At 73.1% G+C, this 17,878-nt stretch carries 16 protein-coding genes; 8 read left to right on the top strand and 8 right to left on the bottom strand.

Annotated elements, in window-relative coordinates; translation table 11 throughout:
- Nucleotides 1-195: 195 nt before the first annotated feature.
- Together DTB53_RS12030 and DTB53_RS12025 are read right to left on the bottom strand one after the other, a co-directional pair.
- A complete protein-coding gene (locus DTB53_RS12030; RefSeq protein WP_012378316.1) occupies nt 196-1,377 on the bottom strand; it encodes an ROK family transcriptional regulator in 1,182 nt (393 codons plus the stop codon).
- A 170-nt stretch (nt 1,378-1,547) separates the two neighbouring features.
- The gene (locus DTB53_RS12025; RefSeq protein ID WP_012378317.1) at nt 1,548-2,507 is read right to left on the bottom strand and encodes a beta-ketoacyl-ACP synthase III; all 960 of its coding nucleotides are present in this window, start codon (nt 2,505-2,507) and stop codon (nt 1,548-1,550) included.
- Nucleotides 2,508-2,751: 244 nt separating this feature from the next.
- Here DTB53_RS12025 and fdhD point away from each other — a divergent pair, with 244 nt between their 5' ends.
- Nucleotides 2,752-3,600, top strand: a complete 849-nt coding sequence (gene fdhD / locus DTB53_RS12020) for a formate dehydrogenase accessory sulfurtransferase FdhD (protein ID WP_003965015.1) — start codon at nt 2,752-2,754, stop codon at nt 3,598-3,600.
- A 48-nt stretch (nt 3,601-3,648) separates the two neighbouring features.
- On the opposite strand, the gene DTB53_RS12015 is transcribed toward fdhD, so the two are convergent.
- Nucleotides 3,649-3,864 (bottom strand): helix-hairpin-helix domain-containing protein, encoded by a 216-nt coding sequence (locus DTB53_RS12015; RefSeq protein WP_003965016.1) that lies wholly within the window; start codon nt 3,862-3,864, stop codon nt 3,649-3,651.
- A gap of 40 nt (nt 3,865-3,904) precedes the next feature.
- The gene (locus DTB53_RS12010) at nt 3,905-4,948 is read right to left on the bottom strand and encodes a bile acid:sodium symporter family protein (RefSeq protein WP_012378318.1); all 1,044 of its coding nucleotides are present in this window, start codon (nt 4,946-4,948) and stop codon (nt 3,905-3,907) included.
- A 218-nt stretch (nt 4,949-5,166) separates the two neighbouring features.
- On the opposite strand from DTB53_RS12010, the gene DTB53_RS12005 reads away from it, so the two are divergent.
- From DTB53_RS12005 to DTB53_RS11985, 4 genes are all read left to right on the top strand, one after another.
- Complete coding sequence (locus DTB53_RS12005; protein WP_012378319.1) at nt 5,167-6,060, top strand: LysR family transcriptional regulator; 894 nt, start codon at nt 5,167-5,169, stop codon at nt 6,058-6,060.
- A 507-nt stretch (nt 6,061-6,567) separates the two neighbouring features.
- Nucleotides 6,568-8,367, top strand: coding sequence for an AMP-dependent synthetase/ligase (locus tag DTB53_RS11995; RefSeq protein ID WP_042495682.1), 1,800 nt, complete (start codon nt 6,568-6,570; stop codon nt 8,365-8,367).
- Between the two features lie 141 nt (nt 8,368-8,508).
- Nucleotides 8,509-9,345 (top strand): aldo/keto reductase, encoded by an 837-nt coding sequence (locus DTB53_RS11990; protein ID WP_003965020.1) that lies wholly within the window; start codon nt 8,509-8,511, stop codon nt 9,343-9,345.
- Between the two features lie 129 nt (nt 9,346-9,474).
- Nucleotides 9,475-9,951, top strand: coding sequence for an RICIN domain-containing protein (locus DTB53_RS11985; RefSeq protein ID WP_042498202.1), 477 nt, complete (start codon nt 9,475-9,477; stop codon nt 9,949-9,951).
- A 24-nt stretch (nt 9,952-9,975) separates the two neighbouring features.
- Here DTB53_RS11985 and DTB53_RS11980 read toward each other — a convergent pair whose 3' ends face one another.
- Complete coding sequence (locus DTB53_RS11980; RefSeq protein ID WP_012378322.1) at nt 9,976-10,908, bottom strand: class I SAM-dependent methyltransferase; 933 nt, start codon at nt 10,906-10,908, stop codon at nt 9,976-9,978.
- Entirely contained in the window at nt 10,905-11,915 is a 1,011-nt protein-coding gene (locus DTB53_RS11975) for an AraC family transcriptional regulator (RefSeq protein ID WP_012378323.1), read from the bottom strand. The genes DTB53_RS11980 and DTB53_RS11975 overlap by 4 nt, the downstream gene beginning before the upstream one ends.
- Before the next feature lie 194 nt (nt 11,916-12,109).
- Between DTB53_RS11975 and DTB53_RS11970 the strand changes: the two genes are divergently transcribed.
- Nucleotides 12,110-13,036, top strand: a complete 927-nt coding sequence (locus DTB53_RS11970; protein ID WP_042495687.1) for a Rossmann-fold NAD(P)-binding domain-containing protein — start codon at nt 12,110-12,112, stop codon at nt 13,034-13,036.
- Nucleotides 13,037-13,150: 114 nt separating this feature from the next.
- Nucleotides 13,151-14,113, top strand: coding sequence for a LysR family transcriptional regulator (locus tag DTB53_RS11965; RefSeq protein ID WP_003965025.1), 963 nt, complete (start codon nt 13,151-13,153; stop codon nt 14,111-14,113).
- Nucleotides 14,114-14,183: 70 nt separating this feature from the next.
- On the opposite strand, the gene DTB53_RS11960 is transcribed toward DTB53_RS11965, so the two are convergent.
- The gene (locus DTB53_RS11960) at nt 14,184-14,489 is read right to left on the bottom strand and encodes a 4a-hydroxytetrahydrobiopterin dehydratase (RefSeq protein WP_012378325.1); all 306 of its coding nucleotides are present in this window, start codon (nt 14,487-14,489) and stop codon (nt 14,184-14,186) included.
- A gap of 99 nt (nt 14,490-14,588) precedes the next feature.
- On the opposite strand from DTB53_RS11960, the gene DTB53_RS11955 reads away from it, so the two are divergent.
- The gene (locus tag DTB53_RS11955; RefSeq protein WP_003965029.1) at nt 14,589-15,410 is read left to right on the top strand and encodes a helix-turn-helix domain-containing protein; all 822 of its coding nucleotides are present in this window, start codon (nt 14,589-14,591) and stop codon (nt 15,408-15,410) included.
- Nucleotides 15,411-15,487: 77 nt separating this feature from the next.
- Here the strand turns inward: DTB53_RS11955 and secD are convergent, their stop codons facing one another.
- A complete protein-coding gene (gene secD, locus DTB53_RS11950) occupies nt 15,488-17,863 on the bottom strand; it encodes a protein translocase subunit SecD (protein ID WP_012378326.1) in 2,376 nt (791 codons plus the stop codon).
- Between the last annotated feature and the right edge of the window lie 15 nt (nt 17,864-17,878).

The following is a 17,878-nucleotide window of genomic DNA, read 5'->3' as shown; positions in this document are numbered from 1 at the left end:
CTGCTCGGGCGGGTGCCGAGGGCCGGGGAGGGCCGGTGAGCGGACAGGGCGCAGGGCTGGAGGTGCCGTGGAGCCGGCGGCACCGCGAACGGCTGCTGACTGGTACCTGACGAGCGAGGACCTGACGAGTACCTGACTAGTACCGGGCGGGCGCCGGGTACCTGACCAATGCGGTGGTGCGTACGGCCCTGTGGGTCAGGCCGGTGAGAAGAGGTGGTCGCTGATGAGCCGGGCCGCGCCGATCACTCCGGCGGTGGGCCCCAGTTCGCCCAGCACGATGGGGAGGTTGCCGGTGGCCAGGGGCAGGGACTGCTTGTAGACCTGGGTGCGGACACTGGCGAGGAGGTTGTGACCGAGGCCGGTGACCCCGCCGCCGATCACCACCAGACCGGGATTGAAGAAGCTGACCAGGCTCGCGATCACCTGGCCGAGCCGATTGCCGCCTTCGCGGATCAGGTCGAGCGCGGCGGCGTCCCCGGCGGCGGCGGCCGCGGCCACGTCGGCGGCGGTGAGGCGGCCCGCCGCCTCCAGCCGGGCGGCGAGCTCGGGCGAGCGGCCCTCCCGGGCCGCGTCCTCCGCGTCGCGGGCGAGGGCGGCGCCGCTGAAGTGGGCCTCCAGGCAGCCCTTGTTGCCGCAGGCGCAGGCCCGGCCGTCCGGGTCCACCTGGATGTGCCCGATGTCGCCGGCGCTGCCGGTCGTACCCCGGTAGACCTCGCCGCCGACGACGATCCCGCAGCCGATGCCCGTACCGATCTTGACGCAGAGGTAGTCGCCCACGGAGCGGGCCACGCCCGCGTGCTGCTCCCCCATCGCCATGAGGTTCACGTCGTTGTCGACCATGACGGGGCAGCCCAGCTCCTGGCTGAGCGCCTCGCGGACCGGGAAACCGTCCCAGCCCGGCATGATCGGCGGCGCGACCGGCACGCCCTCGGGGAAGCGGACGGGGCCGGGGACCCCGATGCCCGCGCCGTCGAAGCCCTCCGCGAGCCCGGAGGCCCGCAGCTTGGCGGCCAGCGACAGCACCTGTTCGAAGACGGCGACGGGGCCCTCGCGCACGTCCATCGGGTGGTTGAGGTGTCCCAGGACCTCCAGCTCCGCGTTGGTGACGGCCACGTCGATCGAGGTGGCGCCGATGTCGACCCCGAGGAACCGCAGTTCGGGAGCGAGCCTGATGTTGTGCGAGCGGCGCCCGCCGCGCGACGCGGCGAGTCCGTCGGCGACCACCAGGCCGGTCTCCAGCAGCCGGTCCACCTCGACGGCGAGCTTCGAGCGCGACAGATCGACCTGATCGCCCAGTTGCGCACGGGAGTTGGGGCCCCCGTCGCGCAGCAGCCGGAGCAGCCGCGCCTGATGCGCGTTCGCGGGTCGTGCCGTCATGCGTCTCACGCGTCCCTCCCCGCCACATCGGCCAGTCCGTCGGGCTTTCGAGGGGAACGTAGCAGCGCTTGCCCGGAGTGGGAAGAAGTTGCGCAGGAATCCGCTCCAACTTTCTCCACACTCAGGACAAAGGTCCTCGGTCGGCGCTCACGCGGACGCCGGGGAGGGCGTCACGGGCAGCGGATGACCTGACCCGCGTAGGAGAGGTTCCCGCCGAATCCGAAGAGGAGGACGGGCGCGCCGGAGGCGACCTCGCCGCGCTCGACCAGCTTGGACAGGGCCATCGGGATGGAGGCGGCCGAGGTGTTGCCGGAGTCCACCACGTCGCGGGCGATGACGGCGTTGACCGCGCCGATCTTCCGGGCGACCGGCTCGATGATCCGCAGATTGGCCTGGTGCAGGACGACGGCCGCCAGGTCCTCCGGGGCGATGCCGGCCTTCTCGCAGACCCGGCGGGCGATCGGGGGGAGCTGGGTGGTGGCCCAGCGGTAGACGGACTGGCCCTCCTGCGCGAAGCGCGGCGGCGTTCCCTCGATCCGGACCGCGTTGCCCATCTCCGGCACGGAGCCCCACAGCACCGGTCCGATGCCGGGCCCGCCGGGGGCCCCGGGGGCCGCCGGGTCGGCGGTGACGACGGCCGCGCCCGCGCCGTCGCCGAGCAGGACGCAGGTGGAGCGGTCGGTCCAGTCCGCGATGTCGGCCATCTTGTCGGCGCCGATGACCAGCGCCCGGCTCGCCGCTCCGGCCCGGATCGTGTGGTCGGCGGTGGCCAGCGCGTGCGTGAAGCCGGAGCACACCACGTTGATGTCCATCACGGCCGGCGAGCCCATGCCGAGCCGCGCCGCGACCCGCGCGGACATGCTCGGGGACCGGTCGATCGCGGTGGAGGTGGCGACCAGGACCAGATCGATGTCCGAGGGCGCCAGCCCGGCCGCGGCCAGCGCCTTGGCTCCCGCGTGCGCGGCCATCTCGTCCACCGGCTCGTCCGGGCCACCCACATGGCGGGTCTTGATGCCGACCCTGCTGGTGATCCACTCGTCGCTCGTGTCGACCATGGCCGCCAGGTCGTCGTTGGTGAGCACCTTGGCGGGCTGGTAGTGGCCGAGCGCCACGACACGTGAGCCGGTCATACGGGTTCCCATCGTCGGGTGGGGCAGGAAACATCCAGTCTTGGTCGCTACCGCCGGGTACGGGGGCACGTGATCCCACAGGAAACCGGCCCACACGTTGGAGCATTGACAACAGCCTGGTCAGCGTGGTGCGGCCGTGGCGGCGACACGCCGGTGCGGGTGCCGGACAATGACGGGGACGGGTTCCGGCTTCGCCCACCCGGACAGAAGCCATCGCACACGGACAGAATCGGGGTTCACATCCATGGGACGGGCCACCGAGCGCCGCCGCACCCTCCGCATCCGCGACGGTGCCGTCTCCTCCCGCGCGGACACCCTGGTGGCGGAGGAGCCTCTGGAGATCCGCCTGAACGGCCGGCCGCTGGCCATCACCATGCGTACGCCGGGCGACGATTTCGCACTGGCGGCGGGCTTCCTCGTCAGCGAGGGGGTGATCGCCGAGGCGGACGAGGTGCAGTCGATCGTCTACTGCGCCGGGGCGACGGCGGACGGGGTGAACAGCTACAACGTGGTGGACGTGAAGCTCGCGCCCGGGGTCCGGGTCCCCGACATCACCCTGGAGCGGAACGTCTACACCACCTCCTCGTGCGGCCTGTGCGGCAAGGCCAGCCTGGACGCGGTACGCACCACGACCCGGCACCCGGTGTCCGACGCTCCCCCGGTGCGGGTGACTCCGGAGCTGCTGTCCGCCCTCCCGGACCGGTTGCGGGCCGCGCAGCGGGTGTTCGACCGGACAGGGGGCCTGCACGCGGCCGCCCTGTTCTCCGAGGAGGGCGAGCTTCTGGACGTCCGCGAGGACGTCGGCCGGCACAACGCGGTCGACAAGCTGGTGGGCCGGGCGCTGACGGACCACCGGCTGCCCCTGTCGCGGGCCGTTCTGCTGGTGTCGGGGCGGGCCTCGTTCGAGCTGGCGCAGAAGGCCGTGATGGCGGGGATCCCGGTGCTCGCGGCGGTCTCGGCGCCCTCGTCGCTGGCCGTGGACCTGGCGGCGGAGAGCGGACTGACGCTGGTCGGCTTCCTGCGCGGCCCCTCGATGAACGTGTACGCCGGTGAGCACCGGATCGCGTTGGAGGCGGCGGTACGCCGGGGCTGAGGCGCGCCGGGGGTGCGCTCCGGCCGGAAGACCCGGGGCGCACCGGCCTCACTCCCCCGCGAAGGCCAGCCCCTCGGCGGCCAGCGCTTCGCGCAGGACCCCGATCGCCTTCGGGCCGACCCCGTGCAGCGCGAGCACCTCCGCCGCGGTCACGGTCGTGAGCTGGGCGAGGCGGGTGTAGCCCGCCGCCCGCAGGGCGCCCCGGGCGGGATGGCCCGCCCCGTGCGGAAAGTCGTCGGCGGGCGTACCGGGTTCGTCACTCATGGCGCTTCCTCGCTGTCGGCTACCGGCTACCGGCTACCGGCTACCGGCCCACCGTAACCGCTGGGTCCGACAGCGCCCCGGAAGCGGAATCAGCCGGGTCCGGCGGCGGCTCGGGGTCGCGGGCGCGGCGTTTGGCGATCACCGCGCAGACCATCAGCTGCATCTGGTGGAAGACCATCAGCGGCAGCACGGCGAGGCTCGCGTGCGCACCGAAGATCACGGTCGCCATCGGCAGCCCGGCCGCCAGACTCTTCTTCGAACCGGCGAACTGGATGGCGATCCGGTCCGCCCGGTCGAAGCCGAGCCGCCGCGCCCCGTACCAGCTCAGGGTGAGCATCAGCGCCAGCAGGACCGCCTCGGCGGCGAGCAGCGCGCCGAGCCGGGCGGGGGTGATCCGGTGCCAGACGCCGGCGACCATCCCCTCGCTGAACGCGGTGTAGACGACGAGCAGGATCGACCCCCGGTCGACCAGGCCGAGAACCCTCTTGTGCCGGGTGAGGAAACCGCCGACCCAGCGGCGCAGCAGCTGTCCGGCGAGGAACGGGACGAGCAGTTGGAGCACGATCTTCACCAGCGCGTCCGCCGAGAACCCGCCCCCGGTCGAACCGAGCAGCAGGGCGGCGAGCAGTGGGGTCACGAGGATCCCGGCGAGGCTGGAGAAGGACCCGGCGCAGATCGCGGCGGGCACGTTGCCCCGGGCGATCGAGGTGAAGGCGATGGAGGACTGGATCGTCGAGGGGACCAGGCACAGGAAGAGGAAGCCCGCCTGGAGCTCGGGCGTCAGCACGTACGGCACCAGCCCGCCGCTCGCCAGCCCCAGCAGCGGGAAGACGACGAAGGTGCAGGCCAGGACGGTGAGGTGGAGTCGCCAGTGCTTGAGGCCGTCCAGCGCCTCGGCCGTGGAGAGCCGCGCCCCGTAGAGGAAGAACAGCAGGGAGACCGCGCCGGTGGAGGCCCCGCCCGCCACGTCGGCGGCGGTTCCCCGGGCGGGCAGCAGCGCCGCGAGGGCCACGGTCGCCGCCAGCGCCAGGATGTAGGCGTCGACCGGCAGCCAGGACGGCGGTCTCGGGATGCGGCGGGTCATCTGATCGGGTCTCCAGGGGTCGGCCCGCCGTGCCGGGCGGACAGCAATCCGGGCGTGCGCGCGCGGCCCGGGGGGCTCGGGCGCGGCCCAGGGGCTCGGGCGCGGCCCAGGGGCTCGGGCGCGGCCCGGGGTCGACGTCCATCCTGCTCCCGATCGGCCTCATCGGGAATCACGTATACCGCTCTGACTGTCATCACCGATCCCGATAACGTGGGCCCATGGACGCCCCGTACGACCCCACCCACCTGCGGACCTTCCTCGCCGTGGCCCAGACCCTGAGCTTCACCCAGGCCGCGCGCAGGCTCGGGATCCGCCAGTCCACGGTCAGCCAGCACGTGCGGCGGCTGGAGGGGGCGGCGGGGCGGCAGCTGTTCACCCGGGACACCCATCGGGTCGACCTCACCGAGGACGGTGAGGCGATGCTCGGCTTCGCGAGGTCGATCCTGTCGGCGCACGAGCGGGCCGCCGCGTTCTTCGCGGGCACCCGGCTGCGCGGCCGGCTGCGGTTCGGGGCCTCCGAGGACTTCGTGCTGACCCGGCTCCCCGAGATCCTGGAGTCCTTCCGCCGTGACCATCCGGAGGTCGAGCTCCAGCTCACCGTGGAGCTGTCCGGGACACTGCACCGGCAGCTCGCCGCGGGCCGGCTGGATCTCGTGCTGGCCAAGCGGCGGACCGGTGACACCCACGGCGAGCTGATGTGGCGGGACGCGCTGGAGTGGATCGGCGCGCCGCAGCTGCGGATCGATCCGGAGCGCCCCGTGCCGCTGGTCGTCTTTCCGCCACCGGCCATCACCCGGGCCCGCGCCCTGGAGGTGCTGGAGGAGCACGGGCGGGCCTGGCGGCTCGCGTGCACGAGTACGAGCCTGAGCGGTCTGGTCGCGGCGGCGCGGGCGGGCCTGGGGGTGATGGCGCACTCCCGGGGGATGATCCCGCCGGGGCTGGCGCCGGTGCCGGCCCGGTCGGGGCTGCCGGAGCTCGGCGGCGTCGACTTCGTCCTGCTGCACGGGAACCGCCGGGGCGCGGCCCAGGAGGCGGCCGACGCGCTGGCCTCCGCGATCCTGGCGGGCGGCGACCGGCTGCATCGCGGGACCAGCGTCGGGGAAGGGCCTTAGGTGCTGTCGTCGAACTGCCGTCGTCGCCCGAAGGGCGGCCCTGCGGGGTCAGGCGGCAGTTCGACGACAGCACTTAGCGGCCCGCACCGGTCGCCGAGGTGGTCGCGGTTTCGCGATGGTGGGCGAGGATCGCGGTGACGGCGGTGACGGCGGTGACGGCGGTGACGGCGGTGACGGCGGTGACGGCGGTGACGGCGGTGACGGCGGTGACGGCGGTGACGGCCGAGGTGACACGGTGGTCACGACGATGGCGACGGTCGTGGGTGGGCGCCGCGGTCGGATTCGGTGGAGATTCCGGCGCGAGCCGCTTACCCCGCCGTCAGAACTGGACCGGGCCGACGCCCGAGCCTTGCCCATCTGGCCGGATTTCGACGGTTGACCTGGGCGGACGACCCGGTGTCCGAAGGGTCCTGGCCCCTCCCGCCGGGGCCCCGCTTGGGGTAGCGTCGCGGCGCTGTGCGGAGCGCCACGAGGAGCATGTCATTGCGCGATTTCACTGTCCCACCGATGCCGGCGGCGCCTCAGGTCGGCGGTCTGGCCGATGTGGTCTTCGACTACGCGGAGGACGATCCGCACCGCGTCGCGCTCGGCCGCAAGGACGCCGGGGGCCAGTGGCGTGATGTGACCTCTGCGGAGTTCCGCGATCAGGTGCTGGCGCTGGCCAAGGGTCTGATCGCGCACGGGGTGCGGTTCGGCGACCGGGTCGCCCTGATGTCCCGTACCCGCTACGAGTGGACGATCTTCGACTTCGCGCTCTGGACCGTCGGGGCCCAGTCGGTGCCGGTCTACCCGACCTCCTCCGCCGAGCAGGTCCTGTGGATGCTGCACGACGCCGAGGCGGTGGCGGTGATGGTCGAGCACGAGGACCACGCGATGACCGTCGGCTCGGTGATCGACCGGCTGCCGCGCCTGAAGCGGCTCTGGCAGCTGGACGCCGGGGCGGTGGACGAGCTGTTCGGAGCGGGCGCGGACATCGACGACGAGGTGGTGCAGCGGCACCGTCGCGCGGTGACACCCGACTCCGTGGCGACCGTCATCTACACCTCGGGGACGACGGGCCGCCCCAAAGGGTGCGTGATCACCCACGCGAGCTTCATGTTCGAGAGCGACACGATGGTCACGCGCTGGGAGCCGGTGTTCCACTCCAAGCCCGGTGACGAGGCGGCCACCCTCCTCTTCCTGCCGCTGGCCCATGTCTTCGGACGGATGGTCGAGATCGCCGCGGTCCGTGGCCGGGTCAAGCTCGGGCATCAGCCGGAGCTGTCCGCGAACGCGCTGATGCCGGACCTGGTGACGTTCCGGCCGACGTTCATCCTGGCGGTGCCGTACATCTTCGAGAAGGTGTTCAACGGGGCCCGGCGCAAGGCCGAGGCGGAGGGCAGGGCCGGGCCGTTCGACAAGGCCGTCGACATCGCGGTGAAGTACGCGGAGGCCCTGGAGCAGAAGGCGTTCGGGGCCGGCCCCGGTCCCTCGGCCGGGCTGCGGATGCAGCACCAGTTCTTCGACAAGGTCGTCTACAAGAAGGTCCGCGACGCGATGGGCGGCCGGGTCCGGCACGCGATGTCGGGCGGTTCGGGCATGGACCGCCGGCTCGGACTGTTCTTCGCGGGCGCCGGGGTGAGTGTCTTCGAGGGGTACGGGCTCACCGAGTCGACCGCCGCCGCGACGGCGAACCCTCCCGAGCGCACCCGGTACGGCACGGTCGGCCAGCCCATCCCCGGCACCTCGGTGCACATCGCGGACGACGGGGAGGTGTGGGTGCACGGGCCGAACGTCTTCTCCGGCTATCTGGGCAACCCCGGGGCCACCCGGACGGTGTTGCGGGACGGCTGGCTCGCCACCGGGGACCTCGGTTCGCTGGACGAGGACGGCTATCTGACGATCACCGGGCGGAAGAAGGAGATCCTGGTGACGTCCGGCGGCAAGAGCGTCTCCCCGGCCGGTCTGGAGGAACGCGTACGGGCGCACCCGCTGGTGGCGCAGTGCATCGTCGTCGGCAACGACCGCCCGTACATCGCGGCGCTCGTCACCGTCGACCAGGAGTCCGTGGACCACTGGCTGTCGATGCAGGGCCGCACCCCGCTCGGCCCGGCCGAGCTGGTGCGGGACCCGGACCTGGAGATGGAGGTCCGCCGGGCGGTGGTGGCCGCCAACACGGCGGTGTCCCAGGCCGAGTCGATCCGTACGTTCCGGATCCTGGCGCATCCGTTCACCGAGGAGACGGGGCTGCTGACGCCCTCGCTGAAGCTGAAGCGCAAGGCGATCGAGACGGCGTACGCGGTCGAGGTCGACGCCCTGTACCACTAGGCCCTGTCGTGTCCGCAAAATCTCGTCCGGCCCGCGACGCGGCGAGCCGGTCGAGGCTGCCGGACGGGGGCGGGAATGCTCGGGCTCGCCCGGGCGTTGTCGTGGGGAGTCAACAACCGACGACGTTAGGATCGATCGCTCGTGAGCCAGGTCCCCTCCATCACCCTCAACAACGGCGTCGACATGCCGCAGCTCGGTTTCGGTGTCTGGCAGGTGCCGGACGACGAGGCGGAGAAGGCGGTCGCCACGGCCATCGAGACCGGGTACCGGAGCATCGACACCGCCGCGATCTACGAGAACGAGACCGGCACCGGCAAGGCCATCGCCGCCTCCGGCGTCGCCCGTGACGAGCTTTTCGTCACCACGAAGCTGTGGAACAGCGACCAGGGACACGACAGCACCCTGCGCGCCATCGACGCCTCGCTGGACAAGCTCGGTCTGGACTACGTCGACCTCTACCTCATCCACTGGCCGATCCCGGTGAAGGACGCGTACACCGACACCTACCGGGCGTTCGAGAAGATCCTCGCCGACGGCCGTGCGAAGGCCATCGGCGTGTCGAACTTCCACCCCGAGTACCTGAAGCGGCTGCTCGCCGAGACCTCCGTGGTGCCGGCCGTCAACCAGATCGAACTGCACCCCCAGCTCCAGCAGGCCGAGCTCCGCGCCTTCCACGCCGAGCACGGCATCGCCACCGAGGCGTGGTCGCCGCTGGGCCAGGGCAAGGGCCTGCTGGAGGTGCCGACGGTCGTCGCCGTCGCCCAGAAGCACGGCCGTACGCCCGCCCAGGCGGTGCTGCGCTGGCACCTCCAGACCGGCAACATCGTGATTCCGAAGTCCGTGACCCCGTCGCGGATCAAGGAGAACCTGGACGTGTTCGACTTCGAGCTGGACGCCGACGACCTCGCCGCCTTCGCGGCCCTGGACGAGGGCAAGCGGATCGGCCCCGACCCGGCGGAGTTCAGCGTCGGCGCCTGAGCGTCCCGACGACGGCGCCCCCACCGCATCACGGTGGGGGCGCCGTCGTCAGCCGCGCGCCGGCGGCGCAACAGCGGCACCGCGGTACGGCACTACCGCGACACAGGTCGAAGCGGGGAGATGGGGAACATGAGCGGCGAACTCGCGCCCGTCGTCGAGGCGGGCGCGTACCGCCTGCGCAACGTCGGCAGCAAGCTGGTGCTGGAGGTGTACGGCGCGGCCAGGGGCAGCGGGGCCCGGGTCCAGCAGGGCGCGGACGACGGAACGGCTTCGCAGGTGTGGCGGCTGGCCCCGGTGCACGAGGGCGCGGCCCTCTTCCACCTGGTCAACGAGCACAGCGGGAAGCGCTTGGACGTGGCGGGCGCCGCCACGGAGAACGGCACCCGGATCCAGCAGTGGAAGGCCAACAACTTCGGCGCCCAGGAGTGGCTGATCGAGCAGCACCCGGAGGCTCCCGGGACGGTGACGCTGGTGAGTTTCGTCAGCGGCCTCGTCATGGAGGTCGCCGACCGTTCCACCGCCGCCGGGGGCACGGTCCAGCAGTGGGAGGACACCGACTCCCCGTTCCAGTGGTGGCGGTTGGAGCCGGTGCCCCAGGACGGCTGAGGAGCCCGGGACGGTGGCGCCGGTTCAGTCGCGGCGGCCCAGGTGGACCGTGCGCGCGGCGAGGAGGTGGACGTCGGGGCGGTGGTGAAGGCCTTCGGGGTCCCGCGGGTCCAGCATCCGGTCCAGTACGGCGCTGTCCTCGGCCGACAGCAGGTCGCCCAGGATCTCCCGCTCGCGGGTGATGCTCGCGACGACATGGTCGCGGGCGGGGCCGGAGAGCGGGGCGGGCAGGTCGAGGAGGAAGCTGCGGGTGCCCTGCGGCACGAGGCCGACGGCGGTGAACAGCGCGGCCCAGTCCTCGGTCTCCCGCTTCGCGCCCGGGAGTTCGGACCGCATGCGCTCGAAGCGGGTGGCGGAGGCCGCGCCCATACGGGCCTCCAGGCCGGGCTCTCCGATGCCGATGTCGCGCGGGAGCCGCCGGGTGGGCAGTCCGCCCTCGACGAGCGCGACCGTGCCGCCGGGCCGCAGGAGTCCGGCGAAGCCCGCCAGAGCGGCGCGCTGGTCGCCCAGGTGGTGCAGCGAGTTGCCCGCCCAGATCAGGTCGGCCTCGCCCAACCGGTCGAAGTCCGCCGGGAGTTCGGCCTCCAGGGTCCGGAACCGGTCGCTCAGGCCGAGGCGTCGCGCGCGGTCCTTCGCGCGGTCCAGGAGGGCGGGTGTCGCGTCCACCGCCACCACCTCGGCCTCCGGGAAGACCTCGGCGAGCAGGCAGGAGACGACGCCGGGGCCGCTGCCGATGTCCAGGACCCGGCGGACCTTCGGTGCGGTGGGCAGGCCGGCGATCCAGCGGGCCGCCTCCTCGTACGGGACGCCGTTCAGTTCGGCCTCCTGCTCCAGCAGGGGCCCGAGGACGTCCCAGTCGATGTCCGTCGCCGGATCGCCGCCCGATCCGTGGGCATGCGCGTGGGCGTGGGCGGGTGCGTGCGCGTCGTGGTGGCCGTGACCGGCGTGGCTGCTCATGGGACCAGCTTCTCCAGCGGGCGCCCGTCCGGCAATCTTCTTTGCCGGACCGGCAAATCGAGGTGATCCTCCGGCGGGCTGCCGCGGTACTCCTGCGGGCTGACGCCCCTGACCCTCTTGAACGCCGCGCTGAAGGCGAAGGGGGTGCTGTAGCCGACCTTCCGGGCCACGGCCTCCACCGTGGCGTCGCTCTCGCGCAGCAGGTCGGCCGCGACGGCGAGCCGCCGCCCGGTCAGGTAGGCCATCGGCGGCTCCCCGACCAGTCCGGTGAACCGCCGGGCGAGGCCGGCCCGGGACACCCCGACGCGGGCGGCGAGCGAGGCGACGGTCCAGGGGTGCGCCGGGTCGTTCCGCAGCAGCCGCAGCGCCGCGCCCACGACGGGGTCGCCCATGGCGCGGTACCAGGAGGGGGCGTCGGCCCCGGGCCGGGCGAACCAGGCGCGGAGCACGGCGATGAGCAGCAGGTCCAGCAGCCGGTCCAGGACCACGCGCTGGCCCGGCTCCTCCTGGGCGATCTCCGCGTCGAGGAGGTCCAGCAGCGGCCGGGTCCGCGCGTCGGCGGGAACCGTGAGCAGCGGGGGCACGGCGTCCAGCAGCCGGCTGCTGATCTCGCCGTCCAGCAGATAGGTGCCGACGAGGACCGCCGTGGCGCCGTCGGCCGCGTTCCCCCACGTCCGTACGTTCAGCACCATGTCCTGGGAGAGCGGCCGGCCGTGCAGCGTGGTGCAGACGCCGCCGGGACCGACGAGCGCGTGGGGCGTCGTCCCGGGTGCGTCGGCGACGGTGTACGGGTCGGGGCCGCGGACCACCGCGATGTCCCCGGGGCCCAGCCGGACCGGTTCGCCTCCCCCGGACGGGACGACGAAGGCCGTTCCGCGCCGGACCGACATGAGGCAGATCGGGGCCCGGTCCTCGACCCGTACCGCCCAGGGCGGATCCATCACCATGCGGAGCAGGAACGCGCCCCGGGCCCGAGGTCCGTCCAGGAGTCCGGCGAGAGCGTCCATGGCCGCCAGCCTAGGCCCTGTCGTCGCACTGCCGCCCGCCCCGCGGGCGACGACGGCAGTGCGACGACAGGGCCTGGACGCGCGGCCCCGGACGGAGAAGCGCACCGAGGGGCCCGCGGAGACGTGGACGCAGACGTAGGCGGCTGAGCCTTTGGAGCATGTCCGGGCGGTCGCGGAACCGGGAGGCTGGAGCCATGACGGAGAACGCGATCACGCGGCGGGACGACAACGGCGGCGACGGCGGGAACGGCGGACGGGGCGGGGGACGAGTGGCGGAGCGGGACGCGGGAGTGGCCGCGGGAACGGTTCTGGTGACCAGCGGAACGGGGAAGACCGGCCGTCGCGTGGTGGAGCGGCTGACGGCCCTGGGGGTGCCGGTCCGTTCGGGTTCCCGCACGGGCGAGGTGCCGTTCGACTGGCAGGACGAAACGGGCTGGGCGGCGGCGCTGCGCGGCGTCCGGGCCGCTTATGTGGCGTACTACCCGGACCTGGCGGTGCCCGGAGCGGCGGAGGCCATGGCCGCCTTCGGGCGGACCGCCGCGGCGTGCGGGGTGCGGAGGGTGGTGCTGCTGTCGGGTCGCGGCGAACCGCGGGCGGCCGTCGCCGAGGAAGCGCTGCGCGGGGCCGCCGGGGCGGCGGAGGTCACCGTCGTCCGGTCGGCCTTCTTCGCGCAGAACTTCAGCGAGAGCGCGCTGCTGGAAGGCGTGCTCGGCGGCGAGGTGGTGTTCCCCGCGGGTACGACGGCGGAACCCTTCCTGGACCTCGACGACCTGGCCGACGTGGTGGTGGCCGCGCTGACCGGGGAGGGGCACGCGGGGGCGGTGTACGAGCTGACGGGCCCCCGGAGCCTGACGTTCGCGGAGGCGGCCGAGGAGCTGGGCCGGGCGTCGGGCCGCGCGGTGCGGTACGTGCCGGTGACGGCGGACGCGTACGCGTCGATGCTGGCGGAGTTCGAGGGGTTCGACCCGGAGGCGGAGTTCCTGGCCGAGTTGTTCGCGGCACTGCTGGACGGCCGCAACGCGGGGACGACGGACGACGTGAAGCGGGTGCTGGGCCGGGAGCCGAAGGACTTCTCCGTCTTCGTGTCCGAGGCCGCGGGGGACGGCGCCTGGCACGGCTGAGCCGGAATTCCGCTTCCGGCCGGGGCCCGGCGGCGTACGCCCCGTGTACACCGACCGAACGGTAGGCGGAGCGCACATATTGCCGGGGTGCGCTTGGGCCCATAACTTGCCCTTATGGAGCTGGAGTTGCGCCATCTACGAACGGTCCGTGCCATTGCCGACACGGGCAGCCTCACCAAGGCCGCCGCCACGCTGGGGCTTGCCCAGCCTGCCCTCAGCGCTCAGCTGCGGCGGATCGAGAAGGCCCTGGGCGGTGCTCTCTTCGACCGCGACCACACCGGGGCGCGGGCCACGCCGCTCGGCGAACTGGTGCTGGAGCGGGCCCGGGTGGTGCTGCCGGCGGTCAGTGAACTCCAGGCGGAGGCGGTCCGGTTCGCCAATGCCACGGGGTCGCTGGACCGGTTCCGGCTGGGCGGCACACACGGCCCGCTGCTCGGCGGCCTGGTGGACCGGATGGCCGCCGCGCACCCGTCGGTACCGGTGTCGACGTACACCTCGTGGTCGGTGGCCGAGATCGCCTCGCTGGTGATCGACGGCCGACTCGACTTCGCGCTGATCGGGACGTGCGGTGAGAGTCCGCCGCCGCTGGCGGACCGGCTGGCCTGGGAGGTCGTCGGGGTGGACCCGGTCTTCGTGATGCTGCCGGAGGATCACGCGCTGGCCCATGAAACGGAGTTGGAGCTGGCGGCCCTCGCCGACGAGTGCTGGGCGGACGTGCCCGGGGACGGCTGCTTCGCCGACTGCTTCACCTCCGCCTGCGCGCGGTCGGGGTTCACCCCGGTGTCGGTGTACGAGACGGACACCTCGTCCGTCGTCCATCTGGTCCAGGTGGGGCGGGCGATCGGACTGTGCCGGGCGACGTTCCCGCCGACGCCGGGTGTGGTGACCAGGCCGCTGGCGGGCGCGCCGCTCAGCTGGCGCCATCTGGTGGGCTGGCACCCGCACTCCCCCGCCGCGGACGCCGCGGCGGGGACGGTGGCCGGAGCGACCCGCGCGGCCTACGCCGAGGCGGTGTCGCGCAGCCCGGGCTACGCCCGGTGGCTCGGCGCGCACCCGAGGTTCGGCACCGTGGCCTGAGCCCCGGGCCGGGGAAGGGGCCGGGCAGCCCGTCGTGGCGCGGCCCGGTGGACCGTTCGGCCCCGCCCCGCTATTCCGCTCCGTGGGCCGGGGCGGCGCTCGCCACCCGTTCGGCGAGCGCGAGGTCCTTCTCGGTGACCGCGCCTCCCGCGTCGTGCGTGTGGACGGAGAGGGCGACCGTGTTGTATCCGAGCGTCAGGTCCGCGTGATGGTTCAGCTCGTCCTGGATGCGCGCGATGTGGACCGTCAGCGCGGCGGCGGCGAAGTGCGAGGGCAGCCGGAAGGTCCGGGTGATCCGGTCACCCTCCAGCGCCCAGCCGGGCAGGCTCTCCAGCCGGCGGTCGATCTCGTTCGGCGACAGCGGCTCTGCACTCATGGAACGGCTCCCGTGGGTCTCGGTGGATCGGCCTGTGCGTCACAGCGGGCCGGGCGGCCCGCAACGGCCCCGGCCCGCCGGTGACGTTACGGTCTTGGCATGACGACTGTCTTGCCCGACACGGGAGTGGGGCCGCTGCTGCGGGACTGGCGCGAGCAGCGGCGCATCAGCCAGCTGGAGCTGGCCCTGCGCGCCGACTCCTCGGCCCGCCACATCTCGTTCATCGAGACGGGCCGCTCCCGGCCCAGCGAGGACATGGTCCTGCGGCTGGCCGAGGAACTGAACGTCCCGGTCCGTGAACGCAACGCCCTTCTGGTGGTGGCCGGTTACGCGCCCCGGTACGCGCAGACGCCGCTCGACGACCCCGCGATGGCCTCCCTCCGGGAGGGCCTCGACCGGCTGCTCGCGGCGTACGAGCCGTATCCGGCGCTCGTGGTGGACGGCACCTACGGGGTGGTGGCGGCCAATCGGGGGATCGCCCTGCTGCTCGCGGGGGTGCCGGAGAAGCTGCTGGCCCCGCCGGTGAACGCCATGCGGCTCACGCTCCACCCGGAGGGGCTCGCCCCGCGCATCGTGAACCTCCCGGAGTGGCGGGCGGACCTGCTGGCCCAGATGGACCGCCAGATCGCCCTCGTACGCTCGCCGGAGCTGCGTGCGCTGTACGACGAGGTGGCCGCCTATCCGGTCCCGGAGCGGGCGGCCGGCGCGGACCGGCGCACCGGCGGTGCGGGGCACAGGCGCTCCGCCGCGTTCGCGCTGCCGATGCTGCTCGAACACGGGGGCCGGATTCTGTCGTTCGTGTCGTCGATCGCGACGTTCAACACACCGATGGACGTGACGGTGGCCGAGCTGGCCATCGAGACGTTCCTCCCCGCCGACCGGGAGACGGCCGCCTACCTGCACGCCCACGTCCCGTCCTGACCCCGGGCACAAGGCCCCTCCGGCGCCACGACCCGCCGGGGGGGGGCGGGTCGTGGCGCCGGGGGCGCGGGGTCGCCTCAGACGCGTGCCCCGTTGTCGAGCGGATCGCGCCGGGACGCGCCCGCGCGCCCGCGCGTCGAGCCCTTCCCCTTCCGCTTGCCGGGGACGGGCGGCGGGGTCTTGGCGTTCCGTTCCAGGAGAAGGGCCCCGGGCACGGCGGTGAACACCGAGGACCAGGTGCCGACGACGATGCCGATGAGCAGGGCGAGCGCGAAGTCGGCCAGCGAATCGCCGCCCAGCACCGCGAGGGCGGCCAGGATGAACAGGGCGCCCATCCCGGTGTTCACCGTGCGCGGGACGGTCTGGAGGACGGCCCGCCGGGCGATGGTGTCCAGCGGTGTCCGACGGTTCGCCCCCCACAGCTCCCGTACCCGGTCGAAGACCACCACCGAGTCGTTGACCGAGTAGCCGATCACGGTGAGCAGGGCCGCCAGGAAGATGCCGTCCACCGGCCGCCCCAGCCAGGCGAAGGCCCCCACCACCAGGATCACGTCGTGCACCATCGCCGCGACGGACGACACCGCGAACGTCCAGCGGAACCGGACCGCCAGGTAGGCCAGCTGGACGGCGACGGCGACCCCCAGGGCGATCAGCGCGTTGCGCCGGAGTTCGTCGCCGAGGCTCGGGCCGATCAGCTCGTCCCGTACCTTCGTCGTCTCGCCGCCCTCCTCGGCGAGGGCGGCGCGCAGGGCGTGTTCGCCGTCGTTGTCGAGCTTCCCGGTGCGTACGGACAGGTCGCCGTCGCCCGCGGTGGTGACCTCGGCGTCGCCGAACCCGGCGGCGGCGAGCGTGTCCCGGGCCGTCTCGACGTCGACCGGCCGGCTGGTGGAGTACTCGACCAGCCGGCCCCCGGTGAACTCCACGCCGAGGTCGACGCCGCGCACCACGATCCCGGCCACCGCGACGGCGACCAAGGCCGCCGAGACGACGAGCCAGCGGACCGGTTTCCGGAAGATCTGCGGGTCCTTGCGTGTCAGCCAGGTGCGCACGGCGCCGGGGCGCGCGATGCCGTTGACGTTCCGGTAGTCGCTGACGAAGCGGGAGTTGGCGGCGATCTCGGTGAGCGCGCGGGCGATGACCAGCGCGGAGAACATCGAGGCGATGACCCCGATGGCGAGGGTGACCCCGAAGCCCTTGACGGGGCCCGAGCCCAGGAAGAACAGCAGTCCGGCCGCGATCAGCGTGGTCGCGTTGGAGTCGGCGACCGCGCTCCACGCCTTCTGGAACCCGGTGGTCAGCGCGGAGCGCAGGGAACGTTTCGGCCGGTCGGCGCACTCCTCCCTGGCCCGTTCGAAGACCAGGACGTTCGCGTCGACCGCCATCCCGATCGCGAGGACGAAACCGGCGAGCCCGGGAAGCGTCAGCGTGACACCGAGGGCGACGAGCGCGGCGTAGGAGATCACCCCGTACGCGCCCAGCGCCACGGCGGCCAGCGCACCGAAGAGACGGTAGACGATCGTGATGAACAGCGCGGTGGCGGCAGCGCCGATGAGGGCCGCCTGCGCGCTCGCGTCGATGGCCGCGGCGCCGAGCGTCGGGCCGACGGTCCGCTGCTCGACGATCTCGACGGGCACGGGCAGGGCTCCGCCCTTGATGAGCAGCGCCAGATCACGTGCCTCGTCCGCGCTGAAGGAGCCGGTGATCTGGGTGGCCCCGGACGGCAGTCCGGCCCCGCAGCCGACCGAGGGGTCGACCTGCGGCGAGGAGATGACCTTCTGGTCGAGGACGATGGCGACCCTGCGGCGGTCGTCGCCGGCGGGATGACAGGCCGCTTCGCCGGTCAGCTTCTTCCATTCCTGACCGGCGTCCTTGCGGAATTCGAGCGAGACGCTCCAGCCCGCGCCGCCCTGCGCCTCGAAGCCCGCGGTGGCGTCCTCGACGCCGGCCCCGGAGAGCCGGGAGGGGCCGAGGTCGAGGACGCGGCCCTGCTCGTCGGGGAGGGTCAGCCGGTCGGGGTCGGGGGTGGAGCCGGGTTCGGCGGGGGAGCCCGGTTCGGCGGTCGGGTCGGAGCCCGAGGGCTTCTTCTCCGGTTCCTCGGCCGCCGGTCCCTGGACCGGGTGGAAGGTGAGCTGAGCCGTCCGGCCGATCACTTCGGCGGCCTGGCGCGGATCCTGGACGTCGGGCAGTTCGACGATGATCCGGTCCTCGCCGGAACGGGTCAGGGTCGGCTCGGAGACGCCCAGCGAGTCGATGCGCTGCCGGAGCACCTCCAGGGTGCGGTCGGTGGTCTCCCGGTCCGCCTCGACGGTGGCGGTGTCCCGGGCCTGGAGCACGATACGGGTGCCGCCCTGGAGATCGAGGCCGAGTCTGGGCGACATGGTCAGGCTGATGTAGACGGAGACGAGCAGGACGGCGACAGCCAGAACCGCTCGCACCGCGGTGGCGCGAGTCATGGAAATCCTCCGGTG

This window comes from Streptomyces griseus (assembly GCF_900460065.1).
GTDB classification, from domain to species: Bacteria; Actinomycetota; Actinomycetes; order Streptomycetales; family Streptomycetaceae; genus Streptomyces; species Streptomyces griseus.
The sequence above is the reverse complement of the archived record's forward strand: the minus strand, read 5'-3'. Positions and strand labels throughout refer to the sequence as shown.